This is a genomic window from Accumulibacter sp., from assembly GCF_029255145.1.
Lineage (GTDB): Bacteria > Pseudomonadota > Gammaproteobacteria > Burkholderiales > Rhodocyclaceae > Accumulibacter.
Map to the genome: position 1 here is coordinate 1 of NZ_JAPUVQ010000075.1, position 19185 is coordinate 19185.

Consider the following 19185-nt stretch of genomic DNA (forward strand, 5'->3'; position numbering starts at 1 on the left):
AGCGACTCTGTTCCAACGCCGCCTCGCACTGTTCTTCCGTACCGTATTGCCGCAGCATCTCGTCAATGCTCAACCCAGGCTGAAACTGGATTCGGTTCATCTTGGCCATCTCTGTTCTCCTCTCGCTTCGACAGGGATCAGATTAACCTCCGGCTGACTCATATGATGAGCCAGTCAGGCGAGCGGCTGAAGAATAGCGCTAATCAGGAGGATTGATGTCCCCGCCAGGTGGCCGCCAGCGGATGAGCGCCGCGGCGCCCACGTACCGCTGATCGCCGAGGGAACGGTCGGGAGGTGCTCGATAAGGAACTCCCCGGAGTTCAGGGGATTGTAAATGGCGTTCAGCGCGGGCGAGGGCAGGGTCACTTGCTGACTCTTCGGGCGCTGGCGGGGTTTGAAGGCTGCGCCGGCTGGCTCGCCGGCATGCCAAGCTCAGCCTTCGCTCGTTTCATCGGAGCGGTTGCTGGCGTGGTCGCGGCCGTAGACGCGGGTGAGGTCGGCGAGGCGTTCGGCATGCCATGGTTGGACCTGCTGGCGGCGATAGCGCCACTCCCACGATCCCTCGCCAACGCTCGGCTGGTTCATGCGGTGCGTGCTGTCGAGGGCGAGCGCGTCCTGCATCGGGATGATGCAAAGCCGGGCGACCGACGAGAACGCGAGGCGGATCAGATACCAGCACAGCTCTTCGGCATTCCTGCTGCATACCCCCAGGTAGGCGTGTACCCGGTCCTGTTCGTGCGGTTGCAGCGATTCCCACCAGCCGCAGGTGGTGTCGTTGTCGTGGGTGCCGGTATAGACCACCGAGTTGGCGTCGTAGTTGTGCGGCAGGTAGGGATTCCTGGCGTCGTCGCCGAAGGCGAAATGCAGGATGCGCATGCCGGGCAGTCCGACGTCGTGGCGCAGCTTCTTGACGGCCGGGGTAATGATCCCGAGGTCTTCGGCGATGATCTTCAGTTTGCCGTGCTCGTCGATCAGATCGTCGCTGAGCTCGCGGCGCATGGCGGCGAATACCGCTTCGCCTGGTCCCGGTTGCCATTTCCCGTCGATCGCGGTTTCCGCCGTCGCCGGGATTTCCCAGTAGGCTTCGAATCCACGGAAATGATCGATCCGGATAATGTCGCAGAGCTTCATTGTTTGCCGCATGCGCTCCACCCACCAGCGATAGCCTTCGGCGGCATGTGCCGACCAGCGATAGAGCGGGTTGCCCCAGCGCTGCCCGGTTTCGCTGAAGTAGTCTGGCGGTACGCCGGCAACGACGCGCGGGTGGCCGTGTTCATCGAGGTCGAACAGGCCCGGATTGGCCCAGACATCGGCGCTGTGTTCGGCCACGAAGATTGGCAGGTCGCCGATGATCTTGACCCGCCGGGAGTTGGCGTAGGCCTTGAGCGCTGCCCATTGGTCGAAAAAGCACCACTGACAGAACTTCCAGAAGTTGACTTCGCCGGCGTGCTTGCGCTGCGCCTGGTGTACGGCGTCGGGCTGGCGGTGAGCCAGGGTGGCGGGCCAGTCCTGCCACATCCGGCCGTCGCCGCCGTAGGCGATATCGAGCGCCATGAACAGTGCGTAGTCGTCCAGCCACGCACCAGCATCGGCACAGAAGGCGGCAAATGCCGCATGCTCGGGGGATTTCTTGGCAGCGAAGAAGCGTTGGGCGGCACGCCGCAACTGCTGCATCCGGAAGGGTCTTACCGTCGCGTAATCAATGCGTTGTTCGGGGAAGGCAGGCGTCTCCGCCAGGTCGGCTTCACTCAGCCAGCCGGCCTTGTGCAACTGGTCCAGATTGATCAGCAGTTCGCTGCCGGCAAAAGCGGACGGGCTGGAGTACGGCGAGTTTCCCGGTCCGACCCCGGTAAGGGGCAAGACCTGCCACAGCGATTGGCCACCCGCAGCCAGCCAGTCGATGAAGTGGTGGGCGGCAGCGCCGAGGTCACCCGAGCCATGCGGGCCGGGTAGCGAGGTCGGGTGCAGCAGAATGCCGCTCTGGCGGGGAACTGAAGTCGTCATGCTGGTCCTTTGTTCTGGCTTATGGCAGTCGAGACCGCTGCTTGGCGAAGGCACCGCGTCAAGTGGCGTCCTGGCGCACGGTCGCGCCCGCTTGTACCCTGGAGCAGGGCGGCAGGCGACGACCGCTGGCACGCGATAGCGAGTCAGATAGTGATGAGTTGCATACGGCGGGCAGTATCGGGTGCCTGCGCTTGCAGTGCAAGCCAAGTTCGACGGCCTGCCGCGGAAAGTGCTGCGGGCGGCTGAGCAGTGTGCGCAGCGAGCCCCAGGGCAGCACAGCGCGTCACCGTCGAGAACGGCAGATGGGTGATGGCATTCCGGGGATCGCTGGCGTGGCTTTGTTGGAGGTGGCTGCGATCCGCCGCCACCGTTCACCGTTGGCACAGCCGCGTGGGCGGGTGCTCGGTCAGAAACACTACTCGTTCAGGCGCGTAATCTTGTTGCCCTGCAGACCAATGCCCGCCATCAGACCGGTCTGGCCGAAGATGAATGCGTAGATGTCGTCTTGCGCGGTTGTGGAGGTCAGCGACTTGCCCATGCCCTGGTCCACTACCACCACCGACGGGCCAACGCCGATTTCGAAGCCATCGGCCTCGTTCAGGGCCTTGAGCGAGTGTTCGTTCATGAAGAACATTGCATAACTGTATTGCTGTGCGCCGGCTTGCAGTCCATACGAAGCGCCGGCGGTGTTGTAGTAGCCTGCTGCCTTACCGCCCTTCAAGAGTACGCCGTCGCCGTACTGACCGCCGACGACGAGACCGGCCTTGGTGATCTTCGGAAAAACCAGCACCGCAACAGCATCTCTGGACAACGCCTTCGCCGCCGGGACTTTGGCGGTCAGCTTCTGGTAGAGGTTGCGCGCGTCTCGTTCGAGCGCTGCGCGGTCTGCCGCGATGGCGCTAACCGGGGCCAGCAAAGCCGTGATTACGACTATCACGAACCACCGTGATGCTTGAGAGACTTGCGAAACAAATGCCTTGTCCATATCGTCACTCCGCGAAAATGGTTGTTGAGACAAGCAGGCGGTGTGCCCGGCTCGCAGAGCCGTCATCATAAGCCAAACCATGCTGCGGCAGCTCGCTTCAAGAGCACGATGTCCGCCACACAGCATGGTTTCTCGCACGGCCGACCTCGGGGACCGTAGAGGGGCAGGCGAAGGTCGGAAAGTCTGCGTTGCGTTCCCGGATACGCGCACGAGTAGTCCACCGAAAACCTTGTCCGTACTACTTCCGGCGTCATCCTGCCTGGGTGACTTGAAGCCATTCATGCAGTCCGCCGACGCGGACGCTGGACCAGTGGCCATCCCGCGCACCGCAAGCGTGCTTGGCATGATGTCCGCGCGAGGGCAAAGCTCATCTCCTGGCAGCCGTTGCCTGTTTGGTGCGCTTTGATGGCAGTGCAAGCGGATGCCCAGACCAGTCGCCGGTTGCGCGGCGACTGGTCGCTGGCTGCTAGTATAATCAAGCCTGTTTGCCCGCCCCCGCGTGTCGATCGGACTGTGGCGCCATGTCGGGCAAGGAGAATGCCTGCCCGGCCAGCCGCCGACAGACTCCGCCCGGGGTGTCCGGATGTAAATCTGGCTCAACTGGAGGGGTGGTGTCCCCCACCAGCAAGCACCCTATCCCATGATGAGTACATGATGCGCGCAGAGACCCTTGAGAATCGTTGCTTCGACGAAATCCATATCGGTGATGCGGCGAGCGTCAGCCGCACGCTGACCGTCCGGGACGTGCAGCTCTTTGCGACCGTTTCAGGCGACGGCAATCCGACCCGCCTCGCTCTCGAACTGGTGAAACAATTCGGCGGCACAGAGTTCAGCGCACACAGCGTGTGGCTGGGCGCACAGATCTCGGGATTGCTCGGCAAGGCGCTGCCCGGCCCGGGCACGGTGTACGCCGGGCAGGATCGCGAGTTCCACGCGCCGCCGGCCATCGGCGAGGAGGTCACGATCAGAATCACGGCACGCGAGAAACTTGCCCAAACGCGCCGGGTGACCTTCGACTGCCAGGGCGTCAACGCCCGCGGCGAGACGATCATGAGTGGTGTCGCCAGAGTTATCGCCCTCGCTACCCGGACTATCATGGACCGCCCGGATGCTGCGCAGGTCTCGATCCAGAGCCATGACCGATTCGACAGTTTTGTCGAGCGCTGCGCGAAGCTGCCGCCGGTATCGGTGGCGGTGGTGCATCCCTGTGCCAGATGGCCGACCGCGGCCAGATCACCCGCGCCATTCTCGATGGCCCGTTGGCGCTCGACAACGCGATCAGCAAGGAAGTCGCGCGGATCAAGAAGAGCGAGTCGGTGGTCGCCGGCGATCCGGACATCCTTGTCGTTCCCGACCTCGCCGCCGGCCACATTCACGCCAAGCAACTCACCTTCCGTGCCGACAACCGGCGCGCCAAACTCGACTCGTGCGCCGTTACCTGCCTGATGGCGAGTGCCGCACTGGTGCCGAGCCCGACGAAAACAGGAGGCTGAAATGGGAAACGCACTTCTGGTACTCAACGCCGGTTCGTCGAGCCTGAAGTTTTCAGTCTTCGACGTCGGCGTTTCTGGTGCTCTACGGGCCATGGCCGTCGGCCAGGTCGAAGGGCTCGGCACGGCCCCGCGACTCAGAGCCAAGGGTGCCGACGGCGTGGTTATTGCCGATGAGCGGTCGACGACAAGCGACGTCGCGAACCACGCGCAGGCTTTGCAGAAAATTGCGACGCTGCTGGGTTCCCGCTTCGCGGGGCAGGAACTCGCGGGAGTCGGCCATCGCGTGGTGCATGGCGGTCCGGATTACTCTGCGCCGCTGCTGATCACGCCGCAAGCCATGGAAAAGCTCGATACCTTCATGCCGCTGGCGCCGCTCCACCAGCCGCACAACCTCGCCGCTATCCGTGCTGTGCAGCAGGGGAGGCCGGGGTTGCCGCAAGTCGCCTGCTTCGATACCGCTTTTCACCGCACTCAGGACGAGGTCGCGCAGCTCTATGGTCTGCCCTACGAATACTACGAGCGCGGGATCCGGCGTTATGGCTTCCATGGCCTGTCCTACGAGTACATTGCGGCGACCCTGCCGGACATCGCGCCGGAAGTCGCGACCGGGCGGGTCGTGGTGGCCCACCTCGGCAGCGGGGCCAGCATGTGCGCGATGCACGACGGTCGCAGCGTCGGCAGTTCGATGGGCTTCACCGCGCTCGACGGACTGATGATGGGTACGCGGCCGGGCAACCTGGATCCGGGCATCATCCTCTATCTGCTGCAACAGGAAGGGATGAGCGCAAGAGACGTCGAGGATCTGCTCTACAAGCGCTCGGGCCTGCTCGGCCTGTCAGGGATCGGCAACGACATGCGCGTTCTGCAGGAGAGTGAGTCGCCGCGCGCCCGGCTGGCGATCGCTTACTTCGTCTATCGCATCAGCCGCGAACTTGGTGGACTCGCGGCGGTGCTCGGTGGCCTGGACGCGGTCGTCTTCACCGCCGGCATTGGCGAAAACAGCGCCTTTATCCGTCGACTGGTCTGCGAACAGGCGATCTGGCTGGGCATCGACCTCGACCCGGCGGCCAACGAGCGCGGCGGCCCGCGCATCAGCCGCATCGGCAGCCGGGTCTCGGCCTGGGTGGTGCCGACCAACGAAGAGCTGATGATCGCCCGTCACACCCGGCAGCTGCTGGGCCTGTGATCACCCTGCCGGTGGCGGACCCAGGCGCCGACCAGGCGCTACGAATCATCCGCGCGTGCTGGCGGTAGGCGTCGTGTGGCCAGGCGGGACTCTCTGGCAACGCAGATCGAGCCTCCGAACGCGCGTAGTCGCGCCCGTTCACCGCCTGGGCGACCAATGGACTCACGCGCCCAAGAGCGGCATGCCGGCTTCGTTCAGCCGACGACGTGGTAGCCGCCATCGATGTGGATCGTTTCGCCGGTGATGAGCTTCGCGTAGTCGGAGGCGAGGAAGGCGGTGGCCATGCCGACGTCCTCAATGGTGACCAGCATGCGGCTCGGCGCGCGCGTCGCGGCGAGTTCCATCAGCTCGTCGAAGCGGTCGATGCCGGTCGCCGCCCGGGTCTTGATCGGGCCCGGCGAGATCGGGTGCACACGAATCCCCTTCGGGCCCAGTTCGGCGGCGAGGTAACGTGCCGACGCCTCCAGAGCCGCTTTGACCGGGCCCATGAGGTTGTAGCGATCGACCACCTTCTCGGCGCCGTAGTAACTCATCGTGAACAATGAGCCGCCTTCCTTCATCAGCGGCTCGGCGAGTCTTGCCATGCGAATGAACGAGTGGCACGAGACGTCCATCGCCATCAGGAATCCTTCCCGGGAGCAGTCGGTGACGCGGCCATGGAGATCCTCGCGTGGCGCGAAGGCAATCGAGTGCAGGCCGATGTCGAGCTGGCCCCAGCTCTTGTCGATCGCGTCGAAAACGGCCTCAAGCTGTCCCGGGATACGCACATCGCAGGGCAGGTATAGCGCTGGGTCGACGCCAAGGTGATCGGCGAGCGCCTGGGTGTACGGCTTGCTCTTTTCGTTCAGATAGGTCATCGCGACGCTGGCACCCAGCGCGCGGAAAGCGAGCGCGCAGCCATAGGCGATGGACTGGTCGTTGGCGATGCCGATCACCAGTGCTTTCTTGCCGTCGAGCGCGCCAGCGGGGCCTTTCACCTTCTCCTCGAGGTCGCGGAAAAAAACCTCGGTCGGGTTCGCTTGTGTCATTGATCGTACTCCTTCTCGGGTGGGGGTTTCGGATGGAGTTGGGTGGATGGGGTGTTGGCTGCCGGGCGATACGCCGCAGCCGCTGGCGGGCTTGCGTTGCGGCCCCGTCTTGCGGTCGTTGTGCGTCTCCGTCGCCGCCTGCGTTGTCGCCGGGGAACGTTCGATCGCCGAGCCGGCATTTGTGGGCATTGTACCGCAGGCGCTTGGGACCCTGCCTTTTCGGGCAGTCTGGTGCGTCGCAGGATGTCCACCGCGCAGGGTTAACTTCGCTCATGTCGGTTGCGCGCTCTTGCCACCGTGCTCCGGCTGGTAGTCGCCGATGTCGCTCGTCCTTGTGTTCGTCGCACCGGGCGGCTCGATTGCCGGGACTTCCGTGACGACGAGTTGCCGCCAGTCATTGAGAAGGTGGCGCCCACGATGCTGATTCCGCCAGCGGCCGGGACGCTGCCGACGTGGACGCTGCCGCTGGCAGCAGGGAGGTGTCCCTTACTTGTCGACCGTCCCGTCGACGACCGTGTGCTCCGGCGCATCCGGCGCTAGCGCGTCGCAGTCGCGAGCGTAGCGCTCGATGCCGGGCTTGGCGCTCAGACCGTGTGCGACGACGCTGAGCAGCACCGTAGCCATCACCGCCAGACGAACGGTATCCTCGCCCGGCAGGTTGGTCTGCTGCTCCAGGTAGACCAACCCGAGGACTATCGACGCCAGGCCGCGCGGCCCGAACCAGCCGAGGAACAGCACCGTTGCGCGACTGAGTCCGATGCCGGCAACGGCAACTGCCACCGGCAGCATGCGCACAACGGTCAGGCTGAGAAGCGCATAGAGCAGGGTGGCCGGCGTGAAATCGTGCCAGTTGCGTGCGAACAGCAGACCGAAGAGGAAGAAGACGAAGAAGTCGAACATCTGGCCCCAGCCTTCGGTGAACTCGACGCTGTGACGGCCCACCTTCGGGAAGCCGAGCTGCGCCGCCAGGCCCGCGATGAAGGCCGCGATGAACATGCTCGCTCCCGTTTCCTCGGCGGCCAGTAGGCACAGCAGCGGCATCGCCACCACCCCCAGCTGACCCAGCTCGGGCGACATCCACCGCCGACGCTGCGCCAGCCCCATCAGCATCCCGCCGCCAAGCCCGATCGCCAGCCCGATCGCGGTTCCGTAGCCGATCTGCTCAAGGAGAAATTGCGCGAGCACGCCACGCGGACGGATGCCTTCCTCAAGCGTTGCGGCGAGCGCGATGAACAGCATCAGGAAGGGCACCGCCAGCCCGTCGTTGAGCCCGGCCTCGACGTTCAGTGCCTGCCGGATGCGCGCCGGTACCCGCGGGCTGTTGACGATGATCTGGCCGAGGCCGGCGTCGGTCGGCGCGAGGATCGCCGCGAGGATGCCGGCCTCCCACCACGACAGGCCGGTAAAGCACGCCATGGCTGCAGCTGCGCCCAAGAGGATGGTGAGCAGCATGCCGGTGCTGAGCAAACGCACCGGCAACCTGCGGTTGTCGCTCAAGGCCTTCCGGTTGATGCGCGAAGCGTCGGTGAACAAGGTCATTACCAGGCCGACTTCCGCGATCAGCAGCAAGGCCTTGCGATCGATGAACAGTTCCCTCGACGTTTCCGGGACAAGAAACATCAGCGCGCCTGCCGCGGTGAAGATGATCGGCGCGGTGATCAGCGTGCTCTCCAGCCTGCGCGACACCAGGCTGTAGCCGAAGACCAGGAGAATGAATGCGGCGGCGATTACCATGTGGGCTTCCCAAGGCGAACAGCGATCAACCGGGCGCTGACGCACGAGCTTGAACAGCGGGCCGGCTACGGATCACTGACCCGGTACCTGGTTCGAAATAGCCGCTCCCGCGTCGTTCCGAGAATTCGGATTGTTGCTGGACGGCCCCGGTTCATTCAGCTGCGCAGACACTGGTCGAGAAGGGGGGCTCGATTCTGACCCGGCCATCCAGGACCGTCAATAAGCCGCCCATGGCCGCGGCCCTGAAGTATGACTCCGTTGGCCGGCGGCGGTCGGGCGTCGGCAGTCACCGGGTCGCCTGTGGAGCGTTGCTATCGGGGTGGTCGACGCCGAAGTCGCGCCGGCCTTGAGCCCGCTGACGGTGATCCGGTAGCGCCCTTGGCGAACACGACGTTCTCCAGCCGCCGCCAGACGCTGCTCTTGCCGTGCTTTCGCGTTGATGCTTCAGGGGCTGGCCGCTTGTCCTTCGGATTGACCGGAATTCATCGGGGCTCATATACTGCTTGCAGCACCTTTGCCATTCTGATCGTTCCGGCGCATTTGGACGACGGGGATGCCGGGGGCTGTGAGCGCGCCTGCGTGCGCAGCGCCAGTTCTCCGCTCGCGAGCAGGAGAAGTGGCATTGAGGTGGCGGTTTCCGTGCACCGGGAACGGGACAGGAGGCATGCCCCGCGCCGCCTGACAACTACTTGGAGAACGCGACATGTTCAAGAACATCCTCATTCCCACCGACGGTTCGGCCGTATCGAGCAAAGCCATCAAGGCCGGCGTCAAGCTCGCGCAGGCCGTGGGAGCGAAAGTCACCGGCTATTACGCGATCCTGATCTTGCCGCCCTCGGTCTTTGGCGACGGCGATCTCATCGACAAGGGCATGTTGAACACGCTCGACCGGCTGGCGCGGACCACGGGAGAGAAATACCTCGATGAGATTTCCAGGGAAGCTGCAGCTGCCGGTGTGCCGTATTCAGGACTCATCACCAAGCCAGCGTCTGCGTACGAGGGGATCATCGAGGCGACGAAAAAGAAGAAGTGCGACGCCGTCTTCATCGCCTCGCGCGGTCGTAGCCAATTCAAGAAGCTGCTGCTTGGCAGCGTCACACAGAAGGTGCTGTCGTACGCACCGGTGCCGGTGATTGTCTACCGATAGCGCGACCATCGTTCGCCGTCGCCGAAGATGCGCAGCGGGCCGGCGCCGCCGTTGGCGCCATTGGATGGCCCGCGATGCGTTGCGCCACGGCCAGTTTGCGCGTGGCTCGCGGCGGCTTTCCAGAACACCCGGGTAGTCGGTCGCGCGGCGCGTGCGTTCCGACTGCGCCGTTTCGAATACTTGTGACAAGCCCGACCGGCACAGGACCAGTCACCGTATTGATGGAACCGTCGGATCGACAACTCGTCGTGCGGTCGGCGGTGCGCGCGCAAGGTCTCGCTAAGCCGTTGCCCTCCCGTACCGGCGCCATGTCAGATGCCTCCAGATCTCGATTTCCTTCTAATGGTCGCACTCACCTTCGTCCTCGCCGGGTGGGTCAAGGGTGTCGTCGGGATGGGCTTGCCAACCGTGGCCATGGGTGCGCTCGGCCTGTTGATGCCGCCGGTACAAGCGGCCGCGCTGCTGGTCGTGCCGTCGCTGCTCACCAATCTGTGGCAACTGCTGGACGGGCGCGATCTCCTCGCGCTGCTGCGGCGTCTTGGCGTGATGATGCTGGGCGTCTCGGTAGGCACCGCCCTGGCGATTGGCTTTCTGACTTCGGGGTCAGCACGCTGGCCCGCGATCGCTCTGGGTTCGGTGTTGGCACTCTATGCGCTGGCCGGCCTATTTCTTCCGCGTCTTTCGGTACCGCTACGCCTGCAACCGATGCTGTCGCCGCTGGTTGGTCTGCTGACCGGCCTGCTGACCGGAGCAACCGGCGTTTTTGTCGTTCCTGCCGTGCCCTACCTCACCGCCATCGGTCTGAGCAAGGATGAACTCATTCAGGCTCTCGGGCTGTCATTCACGGTGTCAACCGTGGCTCTGGCGGCGAGTCTGGTCGCCGCCGGCAGCTACTCCAGCGCTATCGCGACGCAATCAGCCCTGGCTGTTCTGCCCGCCCTGGCGGGTATGCTTCTCGGTCAATCGGTCAGGCACCGGCTCAACGCCGACATCTTTCGCAAGTGCTTCTTCTCGGCAATGGCGATGGTTGGTCTTTTCATGGTGGCCCGTGCGGCCAGTCAGGGTTGACGCCGGGCGCAAGGCGCGTCGTACCTTCCATGCCCGCCGGTCGCCGGGCATCAACGGCGGGTTGCGCACTCAACTCGACGCACCGCAGGACGCCGCGCAACCCATGTCGTCCCGGCATGGAAGGGAGATCCCCTTGCGGTTTCCGCAGCCGGCAGCGACTTCGCTTTTGTGCTGTAATGACTTGGCGGCGATCAGCGAGGGGCGAGGGGCGAGTGCAGCAAGCCAAGCGCCGCGCATGGCGGCGATCCGGCGCCGCCCGCCCATCCCACGGAGGATTGCGAAATGTCCGAGACAGCTTTGTCCCGAAGAGTGGGGTCTTCCGCCGACGCGTCCCGGCGTGAGCACCTGGCGCAACGTTATCGCGAGGTGCGCGCGCACAGCCTGGCGCTTGCGGCGCCGCTGTCGGCCGAGGACCAGTGCATCCAGTCGATGCCTGACGCCAGCCCGACCAAGTGGCATCTGGCGCACAGCAGCTGGTTTTTCGAGGCCGTGTTACTGCAGCCGCACGCCGCCGGCTACCGGCCTTTCAACGAGCGATACTTGCACCTGTTCAATTCCTACTACGAGTCACTGGGCCCTCGCCACCCGCGACCACAGCGTGGCCTGTTGACCCGGCCGTCGCTGCCCGAGGTGCACGTTTATCGCGAGCGTGTCGATGCGGCGATGCTGTCGCTGATCGCCGGTGCCGGCGCCAGCGCCTGGGAGAACGCCGCGCCGCTGCTCGAGCTGGGCTTGAACCACGAGCAGCAGCACCAGGAGTTGATCGTCACCGACATCGTGCATGCGTTCTGGTGCAATCCGCTGTTGCCGGCTTACCTGGCTGGGGACGCACCCGTGCTGCGTCCGGGTGTCGAGCCGCGGGCCGTGCGCTGGCTGGAGTTGCCCGGTGGCGTGACGACGGTTGGTCATCGCGGCGCAGGCTTTGCCTTCGACAACGAAACACCTGCTCACCAGGTGCTCCTGCCCCCCTTCCTGATCGCGGACCGACTGGTCACCTGCGGTGATTACACGCTGTTCATCGCCGACGGCGGCTATCGGCGCCCCGAGCTGTGGCTGTCGGACGGTTGGGCGGCAGTGCAGGCGCAGGGCTGGCGGGCGCCGGCGTACTGGTTGGCGCCGGGCGACCCGCGGGCGCCGTCGGAGCTCTGGCAGGTGTTCGGGGTGCACGGTGTGCAGCCGCTGGACGCGGCGGCGCCGGTAGCCCAGATCAGCTTCTACGAGGCCGCGGCCTACGCCGAGTGGGCCGGTGCCCGCTTGCCCACCGAGTTCGAGTGGGAGGCCGCCTACGGCGCGCCGAAGATCACCCAGATGGACGGCGAGGTGTGGCAATGGACGCGCTCGTCGTACGACCCGTACCCCGGCTTCCGGCCGCTGGGCGGGGCGGTTGGCGAATACAACGGCAAGTTCATGGTCGGGCAGGTGGTGCTGCGCGGCAGCAGCAGCGGGACGCCGGCGGGGCATGGCCGGGCGAGCTATCGCAACTTCTTCCCGCCGGCCGCGCGCTGGCAGTTTTCTGGGCTGCGCCTGGCCAAAGACGCGCTGCGCTGAAGTGTCCGAGGAAGTCGATGGGCGCCATGCGGGTCTTGCCCGCTGACTGCCCGAGTGGTCCCGAGTCGAAAGTTGGTGGAGCAAGGGGAGCCTGAAATGACTGAACGTACTCCGCCCGGGAGCGAGGCCTTTCCTGCGGAACTGTTGCGCCGGCTTGACGCGGCGGTCGCCCGGCGTGGCCCGGAGTACGTCGCGCGTACGCATCACCTCGACGAGCACGGGCGGCCGCGGTTCACCAACCGCCTGGCGCTGGAAACGAGCCCCTACCTGCGGCAGCATGCGCACAATCCGGTCAACTGGTTTCCATGGGGTGACGAGGCCTTCGCCGAAGCACGGCGCCTCGGGCGGCCGGTCTTCCTGTCGATCGGCTATTCGACCTGCCACTGGTGCCACGTCATGGAGGACGAATCCTTCGAGGACCTGGAGATTGCCGCTTTTCTCAACCGCCACTACGTGGCGATCAAGGTCGACCGCGAGGAGCGCCCGGACCTTGACGCAGTCTACATGAGCGCCGTGCAACAGCTGACCGGTTCGGGCGGCTGGCCGATGAGCGTCTGGCTGAACGTCGCGCGCGAGCCATTCTACGGCGGCACGTATTTTCCGCCGCGCGACGGCGACCGAAGTGCGAGGCGTGGTTTCCTGTCGTTGCTCGGCGACCTGTCCGACACCTTCCATGCGCATCCGGATCGTGTCGGCAAGGCCGCTGCGGCGCTGCGCGAAGCCGTTCGGCAGGACTTGCAGGGCCAGCCGGTGGCTGCTGCCGCGAGTGACGAGGTGCCGCCCGCGCAGGCGTTGATCGACGCCACCGTCGACCATTTCAAACGCTCGTTCGACGCTGAGCACGGTGGACTTCGGCGGACGCCAAAGTTCCCCTCGCATGTTCCGGTGCGCTTGCTCTTGCGCCACCATCACCGCAGTGGCGACGCCGATGTGCTGCAAATGGCCTGCCTGACCCTCGAGAAAATGGCCGCGGGTGGACTCTATGATCAGCTCGCTGGCGGCTTTCACCGCTACTCGACCGACGCGCGGTGGCTGGTACCGCACTTCGAGAAGATGCTCTACGACAATGCCTTGCTGGTCGTTGCCTACGTAGAGGCCTTCCAGGTCAGCGGCCGCGGCGACTTTGCGCGGGTTGCGCGCGAAACCTGCGACTGCGTTCTGCGCGAGATGCGCGACTCCGGCGGCGCTTTTCATTCCGCCACCGACGCCGATTCCGAAGGTGAGGAAGGACGTTTTTTCGTGTGGACCGAGGAGGAGATCCGGCGCGAACTCGACAGCCTCGGCAGCCGCGAGACGACCAGCCTGTTCCTCGCACACTACGATGTGCGGGCAGCTGGCAATTGGGAAGGCCGGACGATCCTCAATGTTCCGCGGCCCGACGAAAGCTGCTGGGCGCGGCTGGCTGGCGCGCGCGCCAGGCTCTACGCGGTCCGCTCGCGGCGCCTACCGCCCTTGCGCGACGACAAGATTCTCACCGCCTGGAACGGCCTGATGATCTCGGCGCTGGCGGTGGCGGGACGCGTTCTCGATGAGCCGCGCTATGTGGCGGCCGCGGCGCGTGCCGCCGACTTCCTGCTCACCCAGCTGCGTACCGCCGACGGCGGCCTGCAGCGCAGCTTCAAGGATGGCCAGGCACGCCAGACCGCCTTTCTCGACGATCACGCGTTCCTGGCTGCTGGCCTGATCGATCTTTACGAGGCGAGCTTTGACGCGCGCTGGCTGCGTGAAGCACTGGCCCTGGCGCAGGCGACCGAGCGCCTGTTTGCCGACCCGGCCGGCGGCTGGTTCATGACCGGCAACCGCCACGAGACGCTGATCGCGCGCGAGAAACCGGCCTACGATGGCGCCGAACCGTCGGGAACATCGGTCGCACTGATGAACGCGCTGCGCCTGAACGTGTTCACGGACGATGAGCGCTGGCGGCAGGTCGCCGAGCGCGGCTTCCGTGCGCACGCGCAGGTACTACGTGAACGACCGTTGGTGATGACCGAGGCACTCCAGGCCCTTGATTTCTTCGCCGGTACGCCGAGCGAAGTCGTTCTGGTCTGGCCCGACGGGGAGGCGGCTGCGGCTGCCTCGCTGCTGGCGGTCTTGCGTCGCACCTACCTGCCGTCGCGGGTGCTCGCTGCCGGTTCGGAGTCGGTGATCGCAACGCTGGCGGAGGTCGTCCCGTTTGTCCGCGGGAAGGTGGCGCAGGCGGGTCGCCCGACAGCCTACGTGTGCCGTCGTGGTCGTTGTGAGCTGCCGGTCGGCGAACCGGCAGCGCTCGAAGCTCAGTTGCGCGCTGTCGCCGATTGAGGACCGCTCTCGGCGCTGTACGGGACTACGCTGCCTAAGGCTGTATCGCAACCCCAACAACCGACTGACCAGAGACGCTTTCTGTTAAGCTGCGCGCCGTTACTGTGGCGCGACGATTGGCCGAGTCACTAGCCCGTGGTCCTGTGCAGCGCTGTTCCGGCGACCCTCCATGCTCGACAATTTGCGAAAATATGCCGCTGCCTATGCCGTGGCGATCGGCGGAGTTCTGCTGACCTGCGTGTCGTCGTGGAATGTGCGCGATGAGTTGCAGACGAGCCACCTGAAAGAGTTCCAGTGGGCGGCCAGCGACCGCATCGAATCGGTGCGGGCGGTGGTCGGCCAAGGACTGGACGCCCTGCGGGAGATTCGCGGCCTGTTCTACGCTGCGCAGGGAATCGACGAGACCGAGTTCAGCGTCTTTGCCGATTCGATCCTGCAGCGTCGCCCGTACATCGAGAGTCTACTTTGGGCGCCACTGCTGGCGGCGCCGGGGCAGGTTCCGCCGGAAGGTGCCCCGGGCAAGCCGCGGGCGGCGGTCGGCAGCGAGCTGCCACCGCCGGTGCCGGTCGCGCTGGTCGCGTCGCGTGCCGCCCTCGGCCCGGCGAAAGGTGTCGACCTGAACGCGATCAGCGAAGTTGCGACCCTGTTCGAGCGCGCCAGGGAGAGCGGCGAGATCGCGGTCAGCGGGCGCATGGCACTGACGGGGCCGGATCGGGAGAGCCTGTCGGTGATCTACGCCGCGCTGCCGGTCTACGCGCCGGGCAAGGCGCGCGGCGTCGCTGCTGGCGCGCCACCACCGCACGCCGAACCTCTGGGCTTCGTGCTTGGCATTTATCGCATCGACGAACTCGTTCATCTCGCCATCAGCCTGCTCGAGCCGCGCGGCGTCGAGGTCCTGGTGAGCGACGACTCGGCTGGCAGCGAAGCGAAGTTCCTGCACTTTTACGCCAGCCGGCTGGAGCCCCGCAGCGCGGCGACAGCGGCCGGGCTGTTGCCGGATCAGGACAAGGATCAACCGCGGATGGTGGCGACGATTAGTGTCGGCGACCGGAGATGGTCGATCACCTGCGTCGCCACGCATACGTTTCGCAGCGCCGAGGCATTTACCCAGGCGCACTGGTCAGTTCTGGTCGGAGGCATTCTGTTTACCGCCCTGCTCAGTTTCTACCTGGTGCGCAGTCGCCGCGAGATGGACAGTCGAATCCGCCTGGCGCAGACCATCTACGAGCGTGAAGAGCTGCTTCGTCAATTGGCGGAAACGGTCGATGTCGTCTTCTGGGCGACCAACGCCGAGGCGACGCGCCTGGAGTATATCGGCCCGGCCTTCCGGCAGATCGTTGACGAGGAGGTCAGTCTCGACAGCTCGGCACCGTCGCTGCTGCTCGACGTCTTCGAGCCCGACGACCGCCGCATCCTGCGTGAGGCGATCGCCCAGCTGCAGACCGACGGTGGGCGTTTCACGGTCGTGCTGCCGGTGTCGCGCGGCGAGCACGATCTGCTGTGGTTGCGCGTCTGCGGCTTCCCGGTGCGCGAAGTGGCTGCCCAACTGACGCGCATCGTCGGTTTTTGCGAGGACATTACCGAGCACAAACTTGCCGAGGACGCCCTGCGCGACTCGGAAGCGAAGTTGCGAACGCTGTTCAACCATTCCCCGGACCTGATCTTTACGGTCGATGCTCAGGCCAACATCCTGCTCACCAATCGGCCGCTGCCGTACCCGGTTGGTGGTGCCGGCGACAAGCGATCGGAGCTGATCCTGCCGCCGGATGTTCGCGCCGCTTACCTGGAAAAGCTGTGGCAGGTATTCGCCAGTGGCCGCATCGAGCATTATCAATACACCTCCAGCGACGGCACCTGGTGGGAAATCCGGATGGTGCCGATCGCTTCGGCGAAAGCGGTGATGGCGGCAATGGTGGTGATCACCGATATCACCGAGAACCGGAAACTGCAGTGGCAGGCGATCCGCAGCGCGCGCCTGGCGTCGCTGGGCGTGCTGTCGGCCGGCATTGCGCACGAAATCAGCAACCCCAACCACGCCATCACGGCCAATGCCGCCTTGCTGACCCGCATTTGGCACGATGCCTTGCCGATCCTTGGCGAGTATCAGCAGGAGCAGGGCGATTTCCTGCTCGCCGGCTTGAGCTTTGCGCAGGCGCGCGAGACCATTTCCCGTGGCATGGGCGACATCGCCGAGAATGCCAGGCGCATCCAGAAGATCATCGCCAACCTGAAGCATCTCGGCAAGCAGGATCGGGGGCATATGGACGAGCTGGCCGACATCGGCAAGATCCTCGATGCCGCGGTGACCTTGCTCGACGCCCGCATCCGCAAGCACACCGACAGCCTGACGCTGGATCTGCCGGACGCGCTGCCAGTGGTGCGAGGAAACGTGCAGCAGCTCGAGCAGGTGTTCATCAACGTGATCGTCAACGCTCTCGAGTCGCTGCCGGAGCGGAGTCGTTCGGTCAAGATTTCCGCCAGGCTGGACAGCGCGGGTGGCCGGATCATCGTGCGCGTCAAGGATCAGGGTCAAGGGATCAGCGAGGACGTCATGGCCCAGATCGGCGAGCCCTTCTTCACCACCAAGGCCGAAACCGGTGGCACCGGCCTGGGGCTGTCGATCTCGTCGTCGATTGTCGAAAAACATGGCGGGGTTCTGCGTTTCGAGTCGAACAAGAAGTTCGGAACGACGGTCAGCATCGATCTGCCGATCAGTACGGAGGAATGAATGAAAGAGCCATCCTTTGCCACCCTGCCGGTCTTTCTGGTCGATGACGACCAGTCGGTTCTGCATGCCACGGCCGCGGTGCTGTACAGCGCCGGCGTCGCCAACGTCCAGCTGGTCAATGACAGTCGGGAACTGTTGCCAGCGCTTGAGCGGCAGCCAGCGAGCACGGTGCTGCTGGATCTGTTCATGCCGCACGTCACGGGCAACAAGCTCTTGCCGGACATCGTGCACCTGTATCCGGAGCTGCCGGTGATCGTCATGACCGCCGCTCAGGATGTCGAAACCGCCGTGCTCAGCATGAAGGAAGGCGCATTCGACTATCTCGTCAAGCCGGTCGAGGAAAGCCGTCTGGTGGCCAGTGTCCGGCACGCGCTCGAGGTGCAATCGCTGCGCCGGCAGATGGGCGTGCTGAAGCACTATCTGCTGTCGGACTGCCTGCAGCACGGTGAAGCCTTCGCCGGGATCATTACCAACAGCCGCAAGATGCGGGCGCTTTTTCAGTATCTCGAAGCGGTTGCCGTTTCAGCCGAGCCGGTGCTGATTTCCGGCGAGACCGGAGCCGGCAAGGAGATGTTCGCGCATGCGCTGCACAAGCTCAGCGGCCTGGCCGGACAGTTCGTGCAGGTCAATGTCGCGGGCCTGGACGACACCTTGTTCTCGGACACCCTGTTCGGCCATCGCAAAGGCGCCTTTACCGGCGCCGACCAGAATCGCCCGGGTTTGATCGCGCAGGCTGGCGGCGGCACGCTGTTCCTCGACGAGATCGGCGATCTGTCGATGGCCTCGCAGGTCAAACTGCTGCGCCTGCTGCAGGAGCACATGTACTTTCCCCTGGGATCCGACGTCGCACGCCCAAGCGATGCACGCGTCGTTTGCGCGACCAACTGCAAGCTCGCCCAGATGATGCGCCAGAACCAGTTTCGCTCCGATCTGTTCTTCCGTCTGTCGGTGCACCAGGTTGAAGTGCCGCCGCTGCGCGAGCACAAGGAGGATCTGCCGCTGCTGCTGCAGCATTTTCTCGACGAGGCCGCGGCGGCGATCAACAAGACCCCACCCGAGCCGTCGAACGAGCTGATCACTTTGCTCTCGAACCATCATTTCCCGGGCAATGTCCGTGAGCTGCGGGCAATGGTCTTCAACGCCATGGCTTTGCATCGCGGTGGTTCGGTGCTGGCCATGGACAGCTTTCGCCAGGCCATCCAGAAGCAGCAGAAGGCGAATGCCGAGCACCCGGTGGCCGATCCGTCCGACGGGCTGCCGGTCGTCATCCCGGGGCGTTTTCCGACCCTCGACGAGGTCGAAGAGGCGATGGTCAGCGAGGCGCTGCGGCGGGCCAAGGGCAATCAGGGCGTCGCTGCGACGCTGCTTGGCCTGTCGCGTCCGGCGCTCAACAGACGCCTGGCACGGCGGGCGACGCCAGCCAATCCGTGACCCGCCAAAGCGACTGGCTGCCGAAGCCAGCCGCGTGTCGCACTGCCGGTTGATGCGTCGACTGTGCCCCATTTCCCTTGCTCGACGCAGTGCCCTTCGCACCCATCCGCGGCCGCCGACGGAAGCCGGGCGGGACAATGCCCGGTGTAACGTTTTGCGACTTCGGCGCATCAATGAAGAGTGATATAACACAATGATATTTATTTGCATTGTCTCTGTAGTTATCCCTTAAGGATATTGAGGGTACGTTTTGTTACACCCCGTGTCGAGTGCGAAACACGCACTGTCGCCGCCCCCGATCGGTGCCGACGCGGCATTTCCCTCCGTGCCGCACAAGTTGGCACGAAACATGCTTGCGTGGAACAGCTCAACGTCGATCAGAACGGTCACCGCAGGTTGTTGGTGAGCGCCTGATTGGTCGCTTCCGGGCAATGATCAATCCGATATCTTGGGGGGATGTCGTATGGGTTCTGGCGCCAGGCTTGATTCCTTTCTGAAACCAGGCGCTGCCTGGGCGATGAACGCACGTCGGAGT

At 64.8% G+C, this 19185-nt stretch carries 13 protein-coding genes and 1 pseudogene; 8 read left to right on the top strand and 6 right to left on the bottom strand.

All coding sequences use genetic code 11. The features are described from left to right. The 4 genes and pseudogenes from Q1L50_RS07620 to Q1L50_RS07635 form a co-directional block, all read right to left on the bottom strand. Nucleotides 1-109 (bottom strand): annotated as a pseudogene (locus tag Q1L50_RS07620) (IS1595 family transposase); the annotation flags it as partial. A 323-nt stretch (nt 110-432) separates the two neighbouring features. Continuing rightward, nucleotides 433-2004 (bottom strand): 4-alpha-glucanotransferase, encoded by a 1572-nt coding sequence (gene malQ, locus Q1L50_RS07625; protein ID WP_300337244.1) that lies wholly within the window; start codon nt 2002-2004, stop codon nt 433-435. Nucleotides 2005-2419: 415 nt separating this feature from the next. Next, nucleotides 2420-2989 carry a lipid-binding SYLF domain-containing protein gene (locus tag Q1L50_RS07630; protein ID WP_300337246.1) on the bottom strand — a complete coding sequence of 190 codons (570 nt, stop codon included), beginning with the start codon at nt 2987-2989 and terminating at the stop codon, nt 2420-2422. 765 nt (nt 2990-3754) lie between these two features. Continuing rightward, the gene (locus Q1L50_RS07635) at nt 3755-4126 is read right to left on the bottom strand and encodes a hypothetical protein (protein WP_300337247.1); all 372 of its coding nucleotides are present in this window, start codon (nt 4124-4126) and stop codon (nt 3755-3757) included. A 77-nt stretch (nt 4127-4203) separates the two neighbouring features. Between Q1L50_RS07635 and Q1L50_RS07640 the strand changes: the two genes are divergently transcribed. Both Q1L50_RS07640 and Q1L50_RS07645 read left to right on the top strand, forming a co-directional pair. Further along, the gene (locus tag Q1L50_RS07640; RefSeq protein WP_300337249.1) at nt 4204-4482 is read left to right on the top strand and encodes a phosphate acyltransferase; all 279 of its coding nucleotides are present in this window, start codon (nt 4204-4206) and stop codon (nt 4480-4482) included. Between the two features lies 1 nt (nt 4483). Further along, nucleotides 4484-5668 carry an acetate/propionate family kinase gene (locus tag Q1L50_RS07645; protein WP_300337251.1) on the top strand — a complete coding sequence of 395 codons (1185 nt, stop codon included), beginning with the start codon at nt 4484-4486 and terminating at the stop codon, nt 5666-5668. 194 nt (nt 5669-5862) lie between these two features. On the opposite strand, the gene fabI is transcribed toward Q1L50_RS07645, so the two are convergent. Together fabI and Q1L50_RS07655 are read right to left on the bottom strand one after the other, a co-directional pair. Continuing rightward, nucleotides 5863-6696 carry an enoyl-ACP reductase FabI gene (gene fabI / locus Q1L50_RS07650; protein ID WP_300337253.1) on the bottom strand — a complete coding sequence of 278 codons (834 nt, stop codon included), beginning with the start codon at nt 6694-6696 and terminating at the stop codon, nt 5863-5865. Between the two features lie 486 nt (nt 6697-7182). Beyond that, complete coding sequence (locus Q1L50_RS07655; RefSeq protein WP_300337255.1) at nt 7183-8430, bottom strand: cation:proton antiporter; 1248 nt, start codon at nt 8428-8430, stop codon at nt 7183-7185. 703 nt (nt 8431-9133) lie between these two features. Here Q1L50_RS07655 and Q1L50_RS07660 point away from each other — a divergent pair. The 6 genes from Q1L50_RS07660 (at nt 9134) to Q1L50_RS07685 (ending at nt 18650) form a co-directional block, all read left to right on the top strand. After that, nucleotides 9134-9577 carry a universal stress protein gene (locus tag Q1L50_RS07660; RefSeq protein ID WP_300337256.1) on the top strand — a complete coding sequence of 148 codons (444 nt, stop codon included), beginning with the start codon at nt 9134-9136 and terminating at the stop codon, nt 9575-9577. A gap of 342 nt (nt 9578-9919) precedes the next feature. Further along, nucleotides 9920-10645 carry a sulfite exporter TauE/SafE family protein gene (locus Q1L50_RS07665; protein ID WP_300337258.1) on the top strand — a complete coding sequence of 242 codons (726 nt, stop codon included), beginning with the start codon at nt 9920-9922 and terminating at the stop codon, nt 10643-10645. Between the two features lie 282 nt (nt 10646-10927). Continuing rightward, nucleotides 10928-12193, top strand: coding sequence for an ergothioneine biosynthesis protein EgtB (gene egtB / locus Q1L50_RS07670; RefSeq protein ID WP_300337260.1), 1266 nt, complete (start codon nt 10928-10930; stop codon nt 12191-12193). 96 nt (nt 12194-12289) lie between these two features. After that, complete coding sequence (locus Q1L50_RS07675; protein WP_300337262.1) at nt 12290-14491, top strand: thioredoxin domain-containing protein; 2202 nt, start codon at nt 12290-12292, stop codon at nt 14489-14491. A gap of 169 nt (nt 14492-14660) precedes the next feature. Next, entirely contained in the window at nt 14661-17219 is a 2559-nt protein-coding gene (locus Q1L50_RS07680; protein WP_300337264.1) for an ATP-binding protein, read from the top strand. Beyond that, nucleotides 17220-18650, top strand: a complete 1431-nt coding sequence (locus Q1L50_RS07685) for a sigma-54 dependent transcriptional regulator (protein WP_300337266.1) — start codon at nt 17220-17222, stop codon at nt 18648-18650. Nucleotides 18651-19185 lie beyond the last annotated feature (535 nt).

Bases quoted from the DNA above. Each gene is read 5' to 3' on its own strand.
- Q1L50_RS07645 (WP_300337251.1), top strand. From the start codon at position 4,484: ATGGGAAACGCACTTCTGGTACTCAACGCCGGTTCGTCGAGCCTGAAG.
- Q1L50_RS07640 (WP_300337249.1), top strand. From the start codon at position 4,204: ATGGCCGACCGCGGCCAGATCACCCGCGCCATTCTCGATGGCCCGTTG.
- egtB (WP_300337260.1), top strand. From the start codon at position 10,928: ATGTCCGAGACAGCTTTGTCCCGAAGAGTGGGGTCTTCCGCCGACGCG.
- Q1L50_RS07630 (WP_300337246.1), bottom strand. From the start codon at position 2,989: ATGGACAAGGCATTTGTTTCGCAAGTCTCTCAAGCATCACGGTGGTTC.
- Q1L50_RS07660 (WP_300337256.1), top strand. From the start codon at position 9,134: ATGTTCAAGAACATCCTCATTCCCACCGACGGTTCGGCCGTATCGAGC.
- Q1L50_RS07680 (WP_300337264.1), top strand. From the start codon at position 14,661: ATGCTCGACAATTTGCGAAAATATGCCGCTGCCTATGCCGTGGCGATC.
- Q1L50_RS07655 (WP_300337255.1), bottom strand. From the start codon at position 8,430: ATGGTAATCGCCGCCGCATTCATTCTCCTGGTCTTCGGCTACAGCCTG.
- fabI (WP_300337253.1), bottom strand. From the start codon at position 6,696: ATGACACAAGCGAACCCGACCGAGGTTTTTTTCCGCGACCTCGAGGAG.
- Q1L50_RS07675 (WP_300337262.1), top strand. From the start codon at position 12,290: ATGACTGAACGTACTCCGCCCGGGAGCGAGGCCTTTCCTGCGGAACTG.
- Q1L50_RS07635 (WP_300337247.1), bottom strand. From the start codon at position 4,126: ATGGCTCTGGATCGAGACCTGCGCAGCATCCGGGCGGTCCATGATAGT.
- Q1L50_RS07685 (WP_300337266.1), top strand. From the start codon at position 17,220: ATGAAAGAGCCATCCTTTGCCACCCTGCCGGTCTTTCTGGTCGATGAC.
- malQ (WP_300337244.1), bottom strand. From the start codon at position 2,004: ATGACGACTTCAGTTCCCCGCCAGAGCGGCATTCTGCTGCACCCGACC.
- Q1L50_RS07665 (WP_300337258.1), top strand. From the start codon at position 9,920: ATGGTCGCACTCACCTTCGTCCTCGCCGGGTGGGTCAAGGGTGTCGTC.